Origin of the sequence: Leisingera daeponensis, from assembly GCF_019801465.1 — a bacterium.
GTDB classification, from domain to species: Bacteria; Pseudomonadota; Alphaproteobacteria; order Rhodobacterales; family Rhodobacteraceae; genus Leisingera; species Leisingera daeponensis_A.
Map to the genome: position 1 here is coordinate 279,622 of NZ_JAHVJA010000002.1, position 16,300 is coordinate 295,921.

Here is a 16,300-nt window from a genome sequence, read left to right on the forward strand (position 1 = left end):
CGGCAATCCGCAGGCGGCGCAAGGCCTGTCAAGCGGCGGCTCTGGCGGCCGGCGTGTCAGGTTTCCGCCCCGGCGGGCAGCTGCGCCAGCACATCCTCCGCGCGCACCACTTTGCCAAAGCCTGCGTGCAAAGCCGACAATGTGACCTCGAGCACCACCTCGGCATCCAGCATGCCGCCGTTGCGGGCGGGCAGGTCAAAGGCGATCAGCGCGTCCTCCGCCACTACGACATCAAAGCCCAGATTGGCAGCAGAGCGCGCGGTGGAGTTCACGCAGAACGCCGCCACGCCGCCAACGATCACCAGCCGGCTGACGCCCGCGTCACGCAAATGGCTGTCCAGCCCGGTGCCGCAGAACCCGGAGGATCCGGACTTCCAGAACACCGCCTCGCCGTCCTGCGGCGCTGCGCAGAGCAAGGGCCGGCCGCTGGGCAGATCGCGGCGGAACCTGCTTTCGGGGCGCGGGTCGTCATGCAGCACATGCACCACCGGCAGCCCCGCCGCACGGAAGGCCGCGGCGATCCTTGCCACCGTCTCCTCCGCCCCGGGGTTGGCCTGCGGGCGGCCCGTGGCCGCCACATTGGCCATTTCCTGCTGCATGTCGACGATCAGAAGGGCTGTGCTGCGATCCATGGAAAAATCCTTGCGGTGAAATCCTCGGCAGGAAGGGTTGCCGATCGCGGGTGCAAGGGCCAGCGCAAAAGCCAATGCCCTTGCGTTACTTAGGCCAGCCGCATGAAAAAGGCGCACAGCAGGATGAACTGCTGTGCGCCCTGGCAGGAGCGGAACGCGGCGGCGTCAGCCGCCCAGGCACCAGCGCATGATCGCCTTCTGCGCGTGCAGCCGGTTCTCGGCCTCGTCAAAGATCACCGACTGCGGGCCGTCCATCACGGCAGAGGTCACCTCTTCCTCGCGGTGGGCCGGCAGGCAGTGCATGAACAGCGCATCCGGCTTGGCAGCGGCCATCAGCGCGTCGTTTACCTGATAGGGCCGCAGCATGTTGTGGCGGCGCTCTTTGGAGGACTGGCTGTCATGCATCGACACCCAGGTATCGGCGACCACCAGATCAGCACCCTCAACCGCCTTGAAGGCATCACGTTCGACCACGATCTTGGAGCCCGCCTTGCGCGCCAGCCCCATGAACTCCCCCTCCGGGTCCAGCTGCGCCGGGCCGGTGAAGGTGAGGTCGAAGCCGAACTGCCCGGCAGCGTGAATAAAGGACGCGCAGACGTTGTTGCCGTCACCGGCCCAAACCACCTTCTTGCCCCTGATCGGGCCGCGATGCTCTTCGTAGGTGAGGATATCGGCCATGATCTGACAGGGATGGGTGCGGTCTGTCAGGCCGTTGATCACCGGCACATCGGCATATTCCGCCATCTCGGTCAGCACGGTCTCGTCGAAGGTGCGGATCATGATCATGTCGACGTAGCGGCTCAGCACCCGGGCGGTGTCGGCAATGGTCTCGCCATGGCCCAGCTGCATGTCCTTGCCGCTGAGCACCATGGTCTGGCCGCCCATCTGGCGCACGCCGACGTCGAAGGACACCCGGGTCCGGGTCGAGGGCTTCTCGAAGATCAGCGCCACCATCCGGTCCTTCAGCGGCAGCTCGTCATCCAGCGCCGCCTTGGGGCGGCCGAGACGCGCCAGCTTGGTGGATTTGGCCTGGTCGATGATCCCCCGCAGCTCGGCCGGATCAGTTTTGTGGATGTCGAGGAAATGGTTCATGGTCGTATCGCTTTGTTCTGACGAAGGCCGGGGGCTGCCTGCCCCCGGACCCCCGGGAGTATTTCTGCAAAGGTGAAGATCAGGAGGCTTCCACCTGGGCGGCGGTTTTTTCAAGGCGGCTGACGGCCTCGGCGATGTCCTCGTCCGTCAGGGTCAGCGGCGGCAGCAGGCGGATCACATTGTCCGCAGCCGGGACGGTAATGAGCTCATTGTCATACCCCGCCTTCACCACATCGGCATTCACCGCCTTGCATTTGAGCCCCAGCATCAGGCCCGCGCCGCGGACCTCCTCGAAGACCTCGGGGTGATCGGCAACCAGCCCTTCCAGCTTCTGCCGCATGAGGCCCGCTTTGCGGTTCACTTCCGCCAGAAAGGCCTCGTCGGCGATGTGATCCATCACTGCACAGCCCACCGCGCAGCCCAGCGGATTGCCGCCGTAGGTGGAGCCGTGGGTGCCTGCGGTCATGCCGCTGGCGGCCTCCTCGGTGGCCAGCACCGCGCCCAGCGGGAAGCCGCCGCCGATGCCCTTGGCCACCATCATGATGTCCGGGGCCACGCCCGCCCATTCATGGGCAAACAGCTTGCCGGTCCGCCCGACGCCGCATTGCACCTCGTCGAGGATCAATAGCAGGCCGTGCTCGTCGCAGATCGCGCGCAGCGCCTTCAGCTCGGCATCCGGCACCGGACGGATGCCGCCCTCGCCCTGCACCGGCTCGATCAGGATGGCGGCGGTTTTCTCGGTGATGGCATTGGTGACGCCGTCCAGATCGCCGAAGGTCAGATGCACGAAGCCGGGCAGCAGCGGGCCGAAGCCCTTGATCATCTTCTCGGACCCCGCCGCAGCAATCCCCGCCGAAGACCGGCCGTGGAAGGAGCCGTCAAAGGTGATGATCTCCACCTTTTCCGGCTGGTCCTTGTCGTAGAAATACTTGCGCGCCATCTTCACTGCCAGCTCGCAGGCCTCGGTGCCGGAGTTGGTGAAGAACACGGTGTCGGCAAAGGTATGCTCCACCAGCTTGTCCGCCAGCGCCTGCTGCTGCGGGATCTGGTAGAGGTTGGAGACATGCCACAGGTTCTGCGCCTGCGATGTCAGCGCCTCCACCAGCGCCGGATGGGCATGGCCCAGCGCGTTGACGGCAATGCCCGATCCCAGATCCAGGAAGCGTCGCCCGTCCGCCGCGGTCAGCCAGGCGCCTTCGCCTTTGACGAACTCAAGCGGGGCACGGTTGTAGGTCGGCAGAACGGACGGGATCATCGGGATCATCCTTTTCAAAGGTGGAAGCCAAAGCTGTGACGTAAGCTTGGCCTTGGGTCAACGGTGGATCAGCGGATTTCAAATGGGGGATGTGCTGCACGGCAGGCACAGGGGATCAGGAGCCGGTCACGCCAGGCGGCGTCGGCGTCGCGAGATGGTGATATAAGCGCGTTTGATCATGGTGGGGTTCCATAGTGGAGGTTTCGGTGAAAGAAAACCCCTTTTGTGCAGCCTGCCCCGCCGTTTCGCCGCAGCCCGCCGCCCGGCTCATTCTTCTTTGCTGAAATACTCCGGGTGAATTGGCCGCCAGGCCAAGAGGGCAGCGCCCCTTTTCCGAGCAAGCCTGCGGGGCAGCGCCCCTGCCCTAGCGGTAAATTACGTCAGCGGCCGAGGCCTTTCCGCTTGCATCCCGCGGCGGCTTGCCGCACCGCTTGTGCCATGAGCATCGCAACACCGCAGAACCCGGCCCTGGCCGCCGCCCTGATCCTGGCGGCAACCACCTTCATTGCCGGCACCACGCTGATGGCCAAGGCGCTGGGAACGGATCTGCTGGGGGCGCCGCTGCACCCGATGCAAATCAGCCACGGGCGGTTCCTGTTTGCCTTCATCGGCATTTCAACCGCCGTGCTGATCCTGCGGCCCAGATTCACCCGGCCGCACTGGGGCTATCACATCGGCCGCACGACCTTCGGCTGGGCCGGGGTCACGCTGATGTTTGCCTCGGTGGCCTACATCCCGCTGGCGGATGCCACCGCGATCACCTTCCTGAACCCTGTGTTCGGCATGCTGTTGGCGATCCCGCTCCTGGGAGAGCGGGTCGGCCCCTGGCGCTGGGGCGCTGCGCTGGTTGCGATGGTCGGCGCGATGATCCTGCTGCGGCCCGCGCCGGCCAGCTTTCAGCCCGCGGCGCTGCTGGCCCTGGGGGCGGCAGCGGTGATGGGGCTGGAGCTGATCTTCATCAAGAAGCTGGCGGGCCGCGAAGGGCCGCTGCAGGTGCTGTGGTTCAACAACCTTCTGGGGATGATGATCGCCAGCTGCGCGGTGCTGCCGGTCTGGCAGATGCCGGGCGCGGCGCAATGGGGCGCGCTGGCAGCGCTTGGCCTCCTGATGGCCTGTGCCCAGGCCTGTTTCATCAACGGCATGGCGCGGGCCGATGCGTCCTTTGTCGCGCCGTTCAGCTATGCCACGCTGGTCTTCGCGGCGCTTTACGACTTCCTCGGCTTCGGCGAGGTGCCGGATGCGGTGTCCTTCCTTGGCGCCTGCATCATCCTGGCCGGGGCTGCCATCCTGGCCTGGCGCGAAGGCCGGGTGCGGCCCCCTGCAGGCCGCGCGGCGGCTGCGGTGAAATAGCCCGCGCCCGAACCGTCCCCACGAAAAGTTATTTCACTTGAATGGCCCGGCGGCGACGCCGAGGTCGAAAACCGGCAATTTCCGCCTGCCCGGCGCGCCACCCTGCCTGTTAGCAGGACAGGAGATGACAGATGCACGAAAGGCGAATCCCCGAATGGCTGCGCCACGCGCCGGTGCCCTCGGTCCGGGATTTCGGAATCCTGGCCGGGCTTGAGGCGGTGGTGCGCGGCACATTGATCTCGGTGTTTCCGCTGATCATGTACCGGGCGCTGGGGGATGCCGGGCTGGTTTCTGCCTCCTATTTCGCGGTTGGCGTCCTGTCGCTGCTGGCCGGGCTGATGGTGCCCGCGCTGATCCGGCTGGTGCCGCGCCGCTGGGCCTACAGCCTGGGCGCTCTGATGTTCGTGGCCTCGGCAGCCCTGGCGGTCGAGGGCAGCCCGCCTGCGGTGCTGGCGGCGCTGGCGCTCAACACCGTGGCGGCGGTCACCACCTTCATCTGCTTCAACGCCTATGTGCTCGACTACATCGCCCGGGTCGAGCTGGGCAGATGCGAGACCTCGCGGATGTTCTATTCGGCGCTCGGCTGGACCGCCGGGCCGATGACCGGCGTGCTGCTTCTGGAGGTCTGGGCGCCCGCCCCCTTCCTGATCTCCGCCGCCGCCGCGGCCCTGATGCTGGCGGCCTTCTGGTGGATGCGGATGGGCAACGGCAAGCAGATCGCCCGCGCCCGCGGCCCGGCCTCCAGCCCGCTCAAATACCTGCCACGGTTTCTGGAGCAGCCGCGGCTGGTCACCGGCTTCCTCTTTGCGGTGATCCGCTCCTCCGGCTGGTGGATCTATGTCGTCTACCTGCCGATCTTTGCCATCGAGAAGGGCCTGGGGCAGGAATTGGGCGGCATCCTGCTGTCAGCGACCAACGCCTGCCTGTTCGCCGCACCGCTGCTGCAGCGCTGGGTGCAGCGGCATTCGATCCGCATGGCGGTGCGCACGGGGTTTCTGGCCGTCTCCGCCTGCTTCGGCGCCGCGGCGGCGCTGCAGGGCTGGCCCGCCGTTTCGGTGGCGCTGCTGATGGCGGGATCGGCGGCGCTGATTCTCCTGGACATCTGCGGCGGGCTGCCCTTCCTGATGGCGGTGAAACCCTCCGAGCGCACCGAAATGTCGGCGGTCTATTCCAGTTACCGGGATATTTCCGGCATTCTGACGCCGGGGGCCGCCTGGCTGGTGCTGATGGCGGCGCCGCTGGCCGGGATCTTTGCCGCCGGGGCCGCCGCCACCGCCTATGCCGCCTTCCTGGCGGGCAAGCTGCATCCGCGGCTGGGGCGCGGCAAGCTGGCGCCGGTCTCCGCGGAAGACCCGCTGCCCGCGGAGTAGCGGCGCCGGGGACAGGACCCTAGGGTTTCAGCCGGTAGCCGGTGCGCAGCATCACCCAGGCCAGCAGGCAGACGGCAAAGGTGGCGCCGCTGCAGACCGCCAGCCCCAGCATCGGCGGGCTGTCGGAGGTGCCGATCACCCCGAATCGCACTCCGTCGATCAGGTAGAACACCGGGTTCAGATGCGAGATCACCTTGAGCACCGGCGGCAGCGCCTCCACGGAATAGAAGGTGCCAGAGAGGAACGCGAGCGGCGTCACAATGAAATTGGTGATCGCCGCCATCTGGTCGAACTTGTCGGCAAACACCCCGGCAACGATGCCCAGGCCGCCCAGGAACGCCGCGCCCAGCACGATGAACACCAGCGCCGTCAGCGGATGTGCGGGCACGATCTGAAGCACCGCCATCAGCCCCAGACCGATGCCCAGCGCCACCAGCGTGCCGCGGGCCACCGCGCCCGCCAGGTAGCCCAGCAGGATCTCCAGCCCCGACAGGGGCGGCATCAGCGTGTCGACGATATTGCCCTGCACCTTGGCAATCACGATGGAAGATGAGGTGTTTGCAAAGGCATTCTGGATCACCGTCATCATCATGATGCCCGGCGCCAGGAAGGTCAGGAACGGCACCCCCATCACATCGCCGCGCCTGGGGCCGATGGCGATGTTGAAGATCATCAGGAACAGCGCCGCGGTCACCAAGGGCGCCAGCAGGGTCTGGGTCCAGACCGCCAGGAACCGCTTCACCTCGCGCCAGGCCAGCGCCCTGAGCCCCAGCCAGTTCACCCGCCCGAAGCGGCGCGCGCCCAATTCCACCTGATAGCCACGGTCTGCCATGATGCCCCCTGAATTTCCTTGGCCTGACTGCATAACGGCTGAGGCAATAGGCGCAAGATGCCTTGTAACTCCGCCCGCAGTGATTAAAATAGGGCGATCATACGGATTAGGATGGCGGCCGCAGAAACCCTGGGGCCGCTATTAGCTTGGAAAGGCAACATATGTCCTGGACAGACGAGCGCGTCGAACTGCTCAAGAAAATGTGGGGCGAGGGCCAGTCGGCCAGCCAGATCGCCAAGGAACTGGGCGGCGTGACCCGCAATGCCGTGATCGGCAAGGTGCACCGGCTCGGCCTGTCCAACCGCAACAGCGGCGGCGCCAAAGCGGCCGAGCCCAAGGAAAAGCCCGCCGCGGCCCCTGCCGCCGCCGCGCCCAAGCCTGCCGCCGCGCCCAAGCCCAAGCCGCAGCCCAAGACCGAACCGGCGCGCCCGGCCGCGGCGCAGCCCGCGTCGGACGCCAAGCCGGCAACGCCTGCGCGCCGCCAGATCATCCCGGCCGGCCAGCCGCTGCCGCCGCAGCCCTCGGCCAATGAAATCAGCCCCGAGGCGCTGGCCAAGGTCAACGAGATCGAGAAGAAGGCCAAGAAGCTGGGCCTGATGGAGCTGACCGAGCGCACCTGCAAATGGCCGGTGGGCGACCCGGCGACCGAGGACTTCTGGTTCTGCGGCCTGCCCGCCCAGCAGGGCAAGCCCTATTGCGAGGCGCATGTGGGCGTGGCCTTCCAGCCGATGTCCTCGCGCCGCGACCGCCGCCGCTGAGCGCATCCCGCGATCGGAAGAATTGAAGGCGTCCGCGAGGGCGCCTTTTTCTTGTCCGCGGCGCCGGCGGCCTCGCCTTCTGCCGGAAACCTCTGAAACCGTGTATGATGGGGGCGTCCGCCACCGCCCTGGCGGCGGCGGGCCTGACCCATCGAGGAGGCCAAAATGAAACGCACTGCATCCGCGGCCTGCGCCGCCCTTGGCACAGCGATCGCCCTGTCTCTCAGCCCGGCATCAGCCGACACCGTATCGGAAACGGTCCTGAAGACCGAACTGGAAGGAATGCCCGGAACCGAAGCCCATATCGTTGTCTTCGACGTTGATCCGGACTGGCAGACCGAGCATCACTACCACCCGGGACACGTCTTCGTCTATGTGATCGAGGGAACCGTCAAGATTGACGTCGACGGAGAAGCTCCTGTCGAATACGGCGCAGGCCAAGCCTTCTATGAAAGGCCGAACATCAGTATGACCGGCTCAAACGCCAGCACAACGGAGCGGGCCAAGATCGTTGTCTTCCAGGTGGGAGAGGCCGGCAAACCGCTGATGGTGGCCAACTAGCCGGTTTCCGCCGCACGAGCCCGGCACCGGACGCCGCCCCCTGCTGTCTGAACAACCGGGAGCGGCGCAGCGGCCTGCTGCCGTCAGTTGGCGACCGGCCCTTCCGAATTGAATTTCGGGATCACGCTGTCAGAGGCCGCTTTCCCCTCGATGCCCGGCCAGTTGCCTTCGGCCAGGGTGATGTTGCCGGGGATGTCCTCTTCCCAGAAACCGACCACCACGTCGGTGATGTTGAGGTACAGCTTGTCATCGACGATGCGCCACAGGTTAGGGTTGGCCGGAACCTTGCCGCCCTTCGAGACGCCATAGGCGCAGTGGCCGTCATACTGCGGCGCGTAATAGGCCGGGTTTTCCAGGAAGGCGTCGCGGTTCTCTGCCGAGGCGAAGGCCCAGGTTGCGCCATTGTAGTCCGCAGTGAACGCGGTGCTGCCGCGCACCGGTGCCGTCTGCGGGCTGCCGACCGGGTTCATCTCCAGGCTGCGGTAGGCGACCACGTCATAGCCGGACACCGCATAGCCGGTGCCATCGACATATTGCTCCCCGGCAAAGGCCGGCAGGGCAAAGGACAGCGCTGCCGCAGCAGCAAATGCAAGACGCTTCATGAAATCATCCCTTCCATCGGTGATCGCTTCTGGTTTGGCAGCGGCCCGCAGGCCGGCTTCGGCATTGACATTACCGCCCCCGCGGCAAATGCGAAGGGGGGCTCACGGCTCTGTGTCCAGGGACGAGAGGATGTGAGCGGATTGTAAAATTTCCGCGCGCAGACCTTCCCGTCATTGGAATTTCCGAAAATCTCCTTATCTCTGCCGGAACCGATCGCCGCAGCGCGCGCGATTGCCCCGCAACCGGAAACAATCAGGACAAGGCCGACAGATGAGCGACACCCCCTATACCCCGCCGAAAGTCTGGAAATGGGAACAGGCGAACGGCGGCGAGTTTGCCGCCATCAACCGCCCCATCGCCGGTGCGACCCACGACAAAGAGCTGCCCGCGGGCAAGCACCCCTTCCAGCTCTACTCGCTGGCGACGCCGAACGGGGTGAAGGTCACCGTGATGTTCGAAGAGCTGCTGGCGGCAGGCCACGCGGGTGCCGAATACGACGCCTGGCTGATCAGGATCGGCGACGGCGACCAGTTCGGCTCCGGCTTTGTCGGGGTGAACCCGAACTCCAAGATCCCGGCGCTGCTGGACAACAGCGGCGCGGAGCCGGTGCGGGTGTTCGAAAGCGGCTCGATCCTGCTGCACCTTGCGGAGAAATTCGGGGCCTTCCTGCCCAAGGCGGGCGCAGACCGCACCGAGACCCTGAACTGGCTGTTCTGGCAGATGGGCAGCGCGCCTTATCTGGGCGGCGGCTTCGGGCATTTCTATGCCTATGCGCCGGAGAAGTTCCAGTATCCGATTGACCGCTTCACGATGGAAACCAAGCGCCAGCTGGATGTGCTGGACCGGCAGCTGGCGGAGCATGAGTTCGCCGCAGGCAGCGAATACACCATTGCCGATATCGCCATCTGGCCCTGGTACGGCCAGCTGGTGCTGGGCCGCACCTATGGCGATGCCGCCGAGTTCCTGGATGCAGGGAGCTACAAGAACGTGGTCCGCTGGGCCAAGGCCATCGACGCCCGCCCGGCGGTGCAGCGCGGCCGCATGGTGAACCGCACCTCCGGCGATCCGTCCACCCAGCTGCATGAGCGCCATGACGCCAGCGATTTCGAGACACGCACCCAGGACAAGCTGGAAGCGGCGGAGTAACCGAGCCCCCGTCTTTGGCCGGATCAGGGGCTGCGCCGGCAGACGCGCAACGCGCGGTTCTCCCTTGAGGCGGTCAAAGGCGGCTACACCCTCGATATGGCGCTTCAAGGGCAAAACTGCCCTTGAACGCTTCTCAGAAAAAGAGCACCCGCGCTGTGCGCAGCACAGCGCCACGCCCAACCGTGACGCACATCCAAAAGATGTGCAGGAACAGGCGGGAGCGCTCCCGCCCGGTCAGACCAGCCGCGGCGGCTTTTCCGGGTCGCTGCCGGGCTTCACCGGCTTCAATTCCTGCGGCGCCTTCGGCTGCGGCAGGTCAAAGCGTAGGCCGACGCGGGCCAGGCTGGCCGCGACCGGATCCCCGGCCTCGAAGAACCCGACATCCATCGCCCCTGCCTCGATGCCCGAGAAGGTGAGCGCCTCGCCGGCGGCCTTGGCCAATGAAGCCTGCGCGGCCTCCTTGGCGCCGACAAAGCCCAGAAGATGCCCCTGCCCGCCGCTTTCGTAGCGCACGCCGGCCAGATAGGCCGCCGCCGCCAGCCCGCCCGCGGTGGCGAGCTTGGCGTCCAGCGCGGTCAGCAGCGCTTCCGGCAGACCCTTGGGGGCAGTGAATTCGATGACGCCTGCCTCCACCTCCTGCGGCGCGTGGCCCAAGGTCTGATGCAGCCAGCTGATGGCTTCCGCCGGGATCAGGAAGGCGGACGGCGCCACCTCCAGGTTCAGCCCCAGCCCGATCTCCTGCCCGGCCAGCATCTGCGCAACGATCCGGCCCGACAGCGCCGCGTACGGCACGGGCCTGCCGGCAAACTGGGCCAGCCGCTCCTCGCGGTCGAACACCAGGACAAAGGCGCCCTCCGGCGTCTCGAACAGCTCGGGCGAGATCTGATCCCCGTCCGCCTCCTCCGTCAGCATCAGGAACAGCTCGGCATCCGCCAGCCGCTCGTAAAACCGCAGCCGGGCGGCATCATCCTGCGGCGCGGCCTCCATCGCGGCATGGGCCAGGTCCAGCGGGGTTTGTTCGGTCATGTCATCAGCTCCTTCACCCGGGCCCGCAGTACCGGCAGCAGCTCCGCCTCGAACCAGGGGTTTTTCTTCAGCCATCCGGTATTACGCCAGGACGGATGCGGCAAGGGGAAGACCTGCGGCGCATGATCCCGCCAGCCGCGGACAAGCTCCGTCACCGGCCCCTTGATGCCCAGGTGGTAGCGCTGCGCATGGGCGCCGACCAGCACCTTCAGCCGCACATCCGGCAAGTGCTCCATCACCTGATCATGCCAGGTTTTTCCGCAGACCGCGGGCGGCGGCAGATCGGCCTTCTTCCCGTTGTAGCCGGGGAAGCAGAAGCCCATCGGCACCACCGCGACCCGGTCCTTGTCGTAAAACGCCGCCTCCGTCAGCCCCAGCCAGGCCCGCAGCCGGTCGCCGGAGGGATCGGTGAAGGGCCGGCCGCTCTCATGCACCCGCAGCCCCGGCGCCTGGCCGGCAATCAGGATGCGGGCGGAGGGGCGGAACCACACCACCGGGCGCGGGTCATGCGCGGTGGCGGTGGCGGCAAAACGTTCCGCGCAGATCCGGCAGCTGCGAATCCGGTCCTTCAACTGCTGCGCGGTGCCAATTGTTTCAACTTTGGAAACAGGCATCTTTCCCCCCGAACCCCTCCTCTGCCTGCAATTTCCGCCCCCTGCGGCCCAGTGGCAAGGCAAATTGGTTAAGACTTGGCTGATGATTTATGTCACAATTCGACATAATAAGGCCAAATTCCCGGCGTAGGCCATTAACACTCTTTTGATAAGAAAGAGCCAAGGGCGCGCTGCAAGCGCCTGGAAAATGAGGCATACAAGAGCCCGGCACAGGGCCGAACGGGCAGTACCGGAACAAGCGATGCTTGAGTTTGAGAACGTCAGCAAGTCCTTTTGGACAGGAACCCAGCGCAAGGTGATCCTTGACCGCGTGTCGTTCCGCATCGAGCCCGGCAAATCGCTGGGCGTGCTGGCCCCGAACGGCACCGGCAAGACCACGCTGATCAACATGATGGCCGGGCTGGAAAAGCCGGATGAGGGCGAAATCCGCCGCAACTGCAAGGTCTCCTTCCCGCTCGGATTCATGGGCGGCGTCATCAGCCGCCTTTCGGCAATGGAGAACTGCCGCTACATCGCCAAGCTCTACGGGCTGGACCCGGACTACGTGGAGGCCTATTGCCGCTGGCTCTGCGGGCTCAAGGAATACTTCGACCAGCCTGTCGGCACCTATTCCTCCGGGATGCGGGCGCGGTTCAGCTTTTCGCTGATGCTGGCGCTGGATTTCGACATCTACCTGATCGATGAAGGCATGCCCAGCACCACCGATGTGGAGTTCAACCGCAAGGCCGGGGAAATCCTGCAGGAGCGGCTGGCGACCACCACCATCATCATCGTCTCGCATCAGGCCAAGACGCTGGAAAAATTTGCCCGTTCGGCTGCCGTCCTCCTGCAGGGGCAGCTGCACATGTTTGACACTCTGGAAGAAGCGAAACAGCTCTATGACTATGAAACCGAGAGCTAAGAAGTTCCGCATCCGCCGCAGCGCCTCGGTTGCCGGCGACAGCAGTGCCGCGGCCCGGCCGCAGGCGCCCGCGCGGCCCGAACCCGCTGCCGCTGCCGAAGCAGCCAATGCGCCGATGTCGGGCATGGTCAGCTCGGCCCGCGAAACCAGGATGGAAACCGATATCGACGCAATCCGCCAGGAAGGCCTGACCGGCCGCCAGCTGCGCCTGGCGCGGCGGATGGCGCAGAAGCACAACCTGCCCGCGACTTCCGATTTCGAGGCGGTGCGGATGCTGCGCGAACGCGGCATCGACCCGTTCAAGCGCGCCAACATGCTGGAGCTGGTGGTGCCGCAGAACAAGGCGCAGCCCGCAGGCACGCCGCCCGCCCCCGGCACGGTCCAGCTGCCGCAGACGGTGCCGGCAGGCAAGACCACCCTGCCATCGACGGAGCTGAGCCCGGCGGAACGGCGCGCCCGCGAAATCCAGGACATCCAGCGCGACATCGCCCGCCGCCGCCGCCGCAAGCTGACGCTGCTGGCCGCCCGGCTGGCCTTCTTCGTGATGCTGCCGACCCTGGCGGCGGGCTATTACTTCTATTCGGTGGCGACGCCGATGTATTCTTCCAAGTCGGAATTCCTGGTGCTGAAGGCCGACAGCGCCGCCGGCGGCGTCGGCGGGCTGCTGTCCGGCACCCAGTTCGCCACCAGCCAGGACTCGATTGCGGTGCAAAGCTACCTGATGTCGAAGGAGGCCATGCTGCGGCTGGACGACGAGGCCGGCTTCAAGGCGCATTTCACCCAGGACTGGCTGGACCCGATTCAGCGGCTGGAGAGCGCCCCGACCAACGAGGAGGCCTATGCCACCTACAACCGCAATGTGAAGATCGGCTATGACCCGACCGAGGGCGTGGTCCGGATGGAAGTCTCGGCCGCGGACCCCGAGGTGGCGGCGGAGTTTTCCCGCAAGCTGATTTCCTATGCCCAGGAGAAGGTCAACAACCTGTCGCATCAGAAACGCGCCGATCAGATGTCCGAGGCGGAAACCGCCCTCGCCGATGCCGAGGCCGAGCGCCGCGCGGCGCAGGAGCGGCTGGTGGTGCTGCAGCAGCAGGGCGCGGTTCTCGATCCCGAGGGTGTGGTCGCCTCGCTTCGCCAGCAGATCAGCACATTTGAAATCCAGCTGGAGGAGAAACGGCTGGAACTGGCGGCGCTGCTGGACAATGCCCGCCCCAACCGGGCCAAGGTGTCCGGCGCCGAGGCGGACATCAAGCGGCTGGAGGCGGTGATCGAAAGCCTCAACAACCGCATGGTCGACGCCTCTGCCGGCGAAAATTCGCTCGCCAACCTGCGCATCCAGATCCAGATGGCTCAGGCCGATCTCGCCACCCGCGACCTGATGCTGCAATCGGCCTTGCAGCAAGTGGAAACAACGCGCCTGGAAGCCAACCGCCAGGTCCGCTACCTGACCACCGCGGTGGAACCTGTGCCCAGCCAGGAGCCCTCATATCCGCGCAAGTTCGAGAATACCGTTTTGGCATTCCTGATCTTTTCCGGTATCTACCTGATGTGTTCGCTCACCGCGTCCATCCTGCGGGAGCAGGTGTCATCGTAAAGCCATCGGGTACCCATGAAAAACATCGATATCGCCGGCCTAACCATCGGCAATGATCGTCCGCTGACCTTCATTGCCGGCCCCTGCCAGCTGGAAACCGCAGACCACACCCGGATGATTGCCGGGCAGCTGAAGGAAGCCTGCGACAAGGCCGGCGCCCAGTTCGTGTTCAAGGCCTCCTACGACAAGGCCAACCGCACCTCGCTCTCGGGCAAGCGCGGCCTCGGCATCGACGAGGGGCTGAAAGTGCTGGACATGATCCGCAGCGAATTCGGCGTGCCGGTGCTGACCGATGTCCACACCGAGGCGCAATGCGCCGTGGCGGCCGAGGCCGTCGACATCCTGCAAATCCCGGCCTTCCTGTGCCGCCAGACCGACATGCTGCTGGCCGCCGGCAACACCGGCAAGGCCGTCAACATCAAGAAGGGCCAGTTCCTGGCGCCCTGGGACATGGCCAATGTGGTGGCCAAGGTCGAAAGCACCGGCAACACCAACATCCTGCTGACCGAGCGCGGCACCTCCTTCGGCTACAATACCCTGGTCGCCGACATGCGCTCGCTGCCGCAGATGGCACAGGGCGGCTATCCGGTGGTGATGGACGCCACCCACTCGGTGCAGCAGCCCGGCGGCAAGGGCGGCTCCACCGGCGGCCAGCGCGAGTTTGCGCCGCTGATGGCGCGCGCGGCGGTGTCGCTCGGCATCGCGTCCGTGTTCATCGAGACCCACCAGGACCCGGACAACGCGCCCTCCGACGGGCCGAACATGATCTACCTTGACCAGATGCCGCAGCTGATCGAAAGCCTGATGCGCTTTGACGCGCTGGCCAAGGCCGACCCCATCCGTATTTGACCTTCAAAAGAGATTTCAGACATGACCAAACCGCTGTCCGAGGTGACCCCGAACACCTGGAGCTTTCTGCGCGACGCGATGATCAAGCCCACCGGCTTCCGCGAATACGACGCGCGCTGGAAATACCCGGAGGAGATCAACCTCCCCGGCATGACCGCCCTGGGCCTCGGCCTCGGCACCCAGATGCGCAAGCGCGGCATCGAGCCGGTAATTGCCGTCGGCAACGACTACCGCGACTATTCGCTGGCCATCAAGAACGCGCTGATCCTAGGCCTGATGCAGGCCGGCATCCAGGTCAAGGACATCGGCCCGGCACTGTCGCCGATGGCCTATTTCGCCCAGTTCCACCTGGATGTGCCCGCCGTCGCAATGGTCACCGCCTCGCACAACCCCAACGGCTGGACCGGCGTCAAGATGGGCTTTGACCGCCCGCTGACCCACGGCCCCGACGAAATGGGCGAGCTGCGCGACATCGTGCTGAACGGCGAAGGCCAGCCCGCGCCCGGCGGCTCCTATGAGTTCGTGGACGGCGTCAAGGAGGCCTATCTCGATGACCTGGCGGGCGACTTCAAAATGTCCCGCCCGCTCAAGGTGGTCTGCGCCACCGGCAACGGCACCGCCTCGGCCTTTGCGCCGGAGCTGTTCAAGCGCATCGGCGTCGAGGTGGTCGAAAGCCACAACGAGCTGGACTACACCTTCCCGCACTACAACCCCAATCCCGAAGCCATGGAAATGCTGCACGACATGTCGGCATCGGTGAAGGCCTCCGGCGCCGATCTGGCGCTTGGCTTTGACGGCGACGGCGACCGCTGCGGCGTGGTCGATGACGAGGGCGAGGAGATCTTTGCCGACAAGGTGGGCGTGATCATGGCCCGCGACCTGTCCAAGCTCTATCCGAATTCGACCTTTGTGGCGGATGTGAAATCCACCGGCCTGTTTGCCTCTGACCCGGAGCTGCAGAAGAACGGTGTCACCGCCGACTACTGGAAGACCGGTCACAGCCACATGAAGCGGCGCGTCAAGGAAATCGGCGCCCTGGCAGGGTTCGAGAAGTCCGGCCACTACTTCCTGGCCGAACCGGTGGGCCGCGGCTACGATTGCGGCATGCGGGTCGCGGTCGAGGTCTGCAAGATGCTGGACCGCAACCCGGATCAGGCGATGTCCGATCTGCGCAAGGCGCTTCCCAAGACCTGGTCCACACCGACCATGTCGCCCTACTGCGCCGACACCGAGAAATACGCCGTGCTGGAGCGGCTGGTGCAGAAGCTGGCGGCCAAACATGAGGCGGGCGAAAGCTTTGCCGGCCGCGCGATCAAGGAAGTCGTCACCGTGAACGGCGCCCGGGTGATCCTGGACAACGGCTCCTGGGGGCTGGTGCGGGCCTCGTCCAACACGCCGAACCTGGTGGTGGTCTGCGAAAGCTCCGAGAGCGAAGCCGAGATGCGGGCGATCTTTGCGGATATCGACGCGGTGATCCGCACCGAGCCGCTGGTCGGCGAGTACGACCAGACCATTTGAGTCCGGCGCACATGAGAGGTTTCGCCTGCGAAGCAGGCGATCCGCGCCCGCCTTCGGCGGGCGCTTTTTCGTTTGGCTGAGAAGCTATGTGAGGGTGAGGGCCGTCTTGGAACAGATCCGGAGGATCAATTCAGGCCCGAAGGGGCGGAGCACGGCCCTTACATGCGCCAATGCAAGGTGCTGCCGCGTCAAGGCCACG

16 protein-coding genes are annotated in these 16,300 nt (G+C 65.7%); 9 read left to right on the forward strand and 7 right to left on the reverse strand.

Annotation, left to right across the window (positions count from 1 at the left end; translation table 11 throughout):
• Positions 1-56 precede the first annotated feature (56 nt).
• The 3 genes from KUV26_RS06140 to KUV26_RS06150 all read right to left on the reverse strand — a co-directional run bounded on the left by KUV26_RS06140 (position 57) and on the right by KUV26_RS06150 (position 2,979).
• Positions 57-632, reverse strand: a complete 576-nt coding sequence (locus KUV26_RS06140; protein ID WP_222507709.1) for an isochorismatase family protein — start codon at positions 630-632, stop codon at positions 57-59.
• A gap of 165 nt (positions 633-797) precedes the next feature.
• Positions 798-1,724 carry an ornithine carbamoyltransferase gene (gene argF / locus KUV26_RS06145; RefSeq protein ID WP_222507710.1) on the reverse strand — a complete coding sequence of 309 codons (927 nt, stop codon included), beginning with the start codon at positions 1,722-1,724 and terminating at the stop codon, positions 798-800.
• Between the two features lie 79 nt (positions 1,725-1,803).
• Complete coding sequence (locus KUV26_RS06150; RefSeq protein ID WP_222507711.1) at positions 1,804-2,979, reverse strand: aspartate aminotransferase family protein; 1,176 nt, start codon at positions 2,977-2,979, stop codon at positions 1,804-1,806.
• 438 nt (positions 2,980-3,417) lie between these two features.
• Between KUV26_RS06150 and KUV26_RS06155 the strand changes: the two genes are divergently transcribed.
• The gene (locus tag KUV26_RS06155; protein ID WP_222507712.1) at positions 3,418-4,329 is read left to right on the forward strand and encodes a DMT family transporter; all 912 of its coding nucleotides are present in this window, start codon (positions 3,418-3,420) and stop codon (positions 4,327-4,329) included.
• A gap of 131 nt (positions 4,330-4,460) precedes the next feature.
• Positions 4,461-5,699 carry an MFS transporter gene (locus KUV26_RS06160; RefSeq protein WP_222507713.1) on the forward strand — a complete coding sequence of 413 codons (1,239 nt, stop codon included), beginning with the start codon at positions 4,461-4,463 and terminating at the stop codon, positions 5,697-5,699.
• A 19-nt stretch (positions 5,700-5,718) separates the two neighbouring features.
• Here the strand turns inward: KUV26_RS06160 and KUV26_RS06165 are convergent, their stop codons facing one another.
• Positions 5,719-6,531: an ABC transporter permease gene (locus tag KUV26_RS06165; RefSeq protein ID WP_222507714.1), complete on the reverse strand. Its 813-nt coding sequence runs from the start codon at positions 6,529-6,531 to the stop codon at positions 5,719-5,721.
• Positions 6,532-6,692: 161 nt separating this feature from the next.
• Between KUV26_RS06165 and KUV26_RS06170 the strand changes: the two genes are divergently transcribed.
• Together KUV26_RS06170 and KUV26_RS06175 are read left to right on the forward strand one after the other, a co-directional pair.
• On the forward strand, positions 6,693-7,289 hold the full coding sequence (locus KUV26_RS06170; protein ID WP_222504552.1) for a GcrA family cell cycle regulator: 597 nt from the start codon (positions 6,693-6,695) through the stop codon (positions 7,287-7,289).
• Between the two features lie 165 nt (positions 7,290-7,454).
• Positions 7,455-7,850, forward strand: coding sequence for a cupin domain-containing protein (locus KUV26_RS06175; RefSeq protein ID WP_222504553.1), 396 nt, complete (start codon positions 7,455-7,457; stop codon positions 7,848-7,850).
• An 83-nt stretch (positions 7,851-7,933) separates the two neighbouring features.
• On the opposite strand, the gene KUV26_RS06180 is transcribed toward KUV26_RS06175, so the two are convergent.
• Positions 7,934-8,452 carry a YHS domain-containing (seleno)protein gene (locus tag KUV26_RS06180; RefSeq protein WP_222504554.1) on the reverse strand — a complete coding sequence of 173 codons (519 nt, stop codon included), beginning with the start codon at positions 8,450-8,452 and terminating at the stop codon, positions 7,934-7,936.
• A 271-nt stretch (positions 8,453-8,723) separates the two neighbouring features.
• On the opposite strand from KUV26_RS06180, the gene yghU reads away from it, so the two are divergent.
• Entirely contained in the window at positions 8,724-9,599 is an 876-nt protein-coding gene (gene yghU / locus KUV26_RS06185; protein WP_222507715.1) for a glutathione-dependent disulfide-bond oxidoreductase, read from the forward strand.
• A 234-nt stretch (positions 9,600-9,833) separates the two neighbouring features.
• On the opposite strand, the gene KUV26_RS06190 is transcribed toward yghU, so the two are convergent.
• Together KUV26_RS06190 and KUV26_RS06195 are read right to left on the reverse strand one after the other, a co-directional pair.
• Positions 9,834-10,625 (reverse strand): SseB family protein, encoded by a 792-nt coding sequence (locus KUV26_RS06190; protein ID WP_222507716.1) that lies wholly within the window; start codon positions 10,623-10,625, stop codon positions 9,834-9,836.
• Positions 10,622-11,239, reverse strand: a complete 618-nt coding sequence (locus KUV26_RS06195; RefSeq protein ID WP_222507717.1) for a uracil-DNA glycosylase family protein — start codon at positions 11,237-11,239, stop codon at positions 10,622-10,624. The genes KUV26_RS06190 and KUV26_RS06195 overlap by 4 nt, the downstream gene beginning before the upstream one ends.
• Before the next feature lie 241 nt (positions 11,240-11,480).
• On the opposite strand from KUV26_RS06195, the gene KUV26_RS06200 reads away from it, so the two are divergent.
• The 4 genes from KUV26_RS06200 to KUV26_RS06215 are packed head-to-tail and all read left to right on the forward strand — an operon-like array spanning position 11,481 to position 16,101.
• On the forward strand, positions 11,481-12,140 hold the full coding sequence (locus KUV26_RS06200) for an ABC transporter ATP-binding protein (RefSeq protein ID WP_222504558.1): 660 nt from the start codon (positions 11,481-11,483) through the stop codon (positions 12,138-12,140).
• Complete coding sequence (locus KUV26_RS06205; protein WP_222507718.1) at positions 12,118-13,734, forward strand: capsule biosynthesis protein; 1,617 nt, start codon at positions 12,118-12,120, stop codon at positions 13,732-13,734. The genes KUV26_RS06200 and KUV26_RS06205 overlap by 23 nt, the downstream gene beginning before the upstream one ends.
• A gap of 15 nt (positions 13,735-13,749) precedes the next feature.
• Entirely contained in the window at positions 13,750-14,583 is an 834-nt protein-coding gene (gene kdsA / locus KUV26_RS06210; RefSeq protein ID WP_222507719.1) for a 3-deoxy-8-phosphooctulonate synthase, read from the forward strand.
• Between the two features lie 21 nt (positions 14,584-14,604).
• Positions 14,605-16,101: a phosphomannomutase/phosphoglucomutase gene (locus KUV26_RS06215; protein ID WP_222507720.1), complete on the forward strand. Its 1,497-nt coding sequence runs from the start codon at positions 14,605-14,607 to the stop codon at positions 16,099-16,101.
• The last annotated feature ends 199 nt before the right edge of the window (positions 16,102-16,300 follow it).

Bases quoted from the DNA above. Each gene is read 5' to 3' on its own strand.
- KUV26_RS06215 (WP_222507720.1), top strand. From the start codon at position 14,605: ATGACCAAACCGCTGTCCGAGGTGACCCCGAACACCTGGAGCTTTCTG.
- KUV26_RS06180 (WP_222504554.1), bottom strand. From the start codon at position 8,452: ATGAAGCGTCTTGCATTTGCTGCTGCGGCAGCGCTGTCCTTTGCCCTG.
- KUV26_RS06155 (WP_222507712.1), top strand. From the start codon at position 3,418: ATGAGCATCGCAACACCGCAGAACCCGGCCCTGGCCGCCGCCCTGATC.
- KUV26_RS06160 (WP_222507713.1), top strand. From the start codon at position 4,461: ATGCACGAAAGGCGAATCCCCGAATGGCTGCGCCACGCGCCGGTGCCC.
- KUV26_RS06150 (WP_222507711.1), bottom strand. From the start codon at position 2,979: ATGATCCCGTCCGTTCTGCCGACCTACAACCGTGCCCCGCTTGAGTTC.
- yghU (WP_222507715.1), top strand. From the start codon at position 8,724: ATGAGCGACACCCCCTATACCCCGCCGAAAGTCTGGAAATGGGAACAG.
- KUV26_RS06170 (WP_222504552.1), top strand. From the start codon at position 6,693: ATGTCCTGGACAGACGAGCGCGTCGAACTGCTCAAGAAAATGTGGGGC.
- KUV26_RS06165 (WP_222507714.1), bottom strand. From the start codon at position 6,531: ATGGCAGACCGTGGCTATCAGGTGGAATTGGGCGCGCGCCGCTTCGGG.
- KUV26_RS06190 (WP_222507716.1), bottom strand. From the start codon at position 10,625: ATGACCGAACAAACCCCGCTGGACCTGGCCCATGCCGCGATGGAGGCC.
- KUV26_RS06205 (WP_222507718.1), top strand. From the start codon at position 12,118: ATGACTATGAAACCGAGAGCTAAGAAGTTCCGCATCCGCCGCAGCGCC.
- KUV26_RS06200 (WP_222504558.1), top strand. From the start codon at position 11,481: ATGCTTGAGTTTGAGAACGTCAGCAAGTCCTTTTGGACAGGAACCCAG.
- kdsA (WP_222507719.1), top strand. From the start codon at position 13,750: ATGAAAAACATCGATATCGCCGGCCTAACCATCGGCAATGATCGTCCG.
- KUV26_RS06195 (WP_222507717.1), bottom strand. From the start codon at position 11,239: ATGCCTGTTTCCAAAGTTGAAACAATTGGCACCGCGCAGCAGTTGAAG.
- KUV26_RS06175 (WP_222504553.1), top strand. From the start codon at position 7,455: ATGAAACGCACTGCATCCGCGGCCTGCGCCGCCCTTGGCACAGCGATC.
- argF (WP_222507710.1), bottom strand. From the start codon at position 1,724: ATGAACCATTTCCTCGACATCCACAAAACTGATCCGGCCGAGCTGCGG.
- KUV26_RS06140 (WP_222507709.1), bottom strand. From the start codon at position 632: ATGGATCGCAGCACAGCCCTTCTGATCGTCGACATGCAGCAGGAAATG.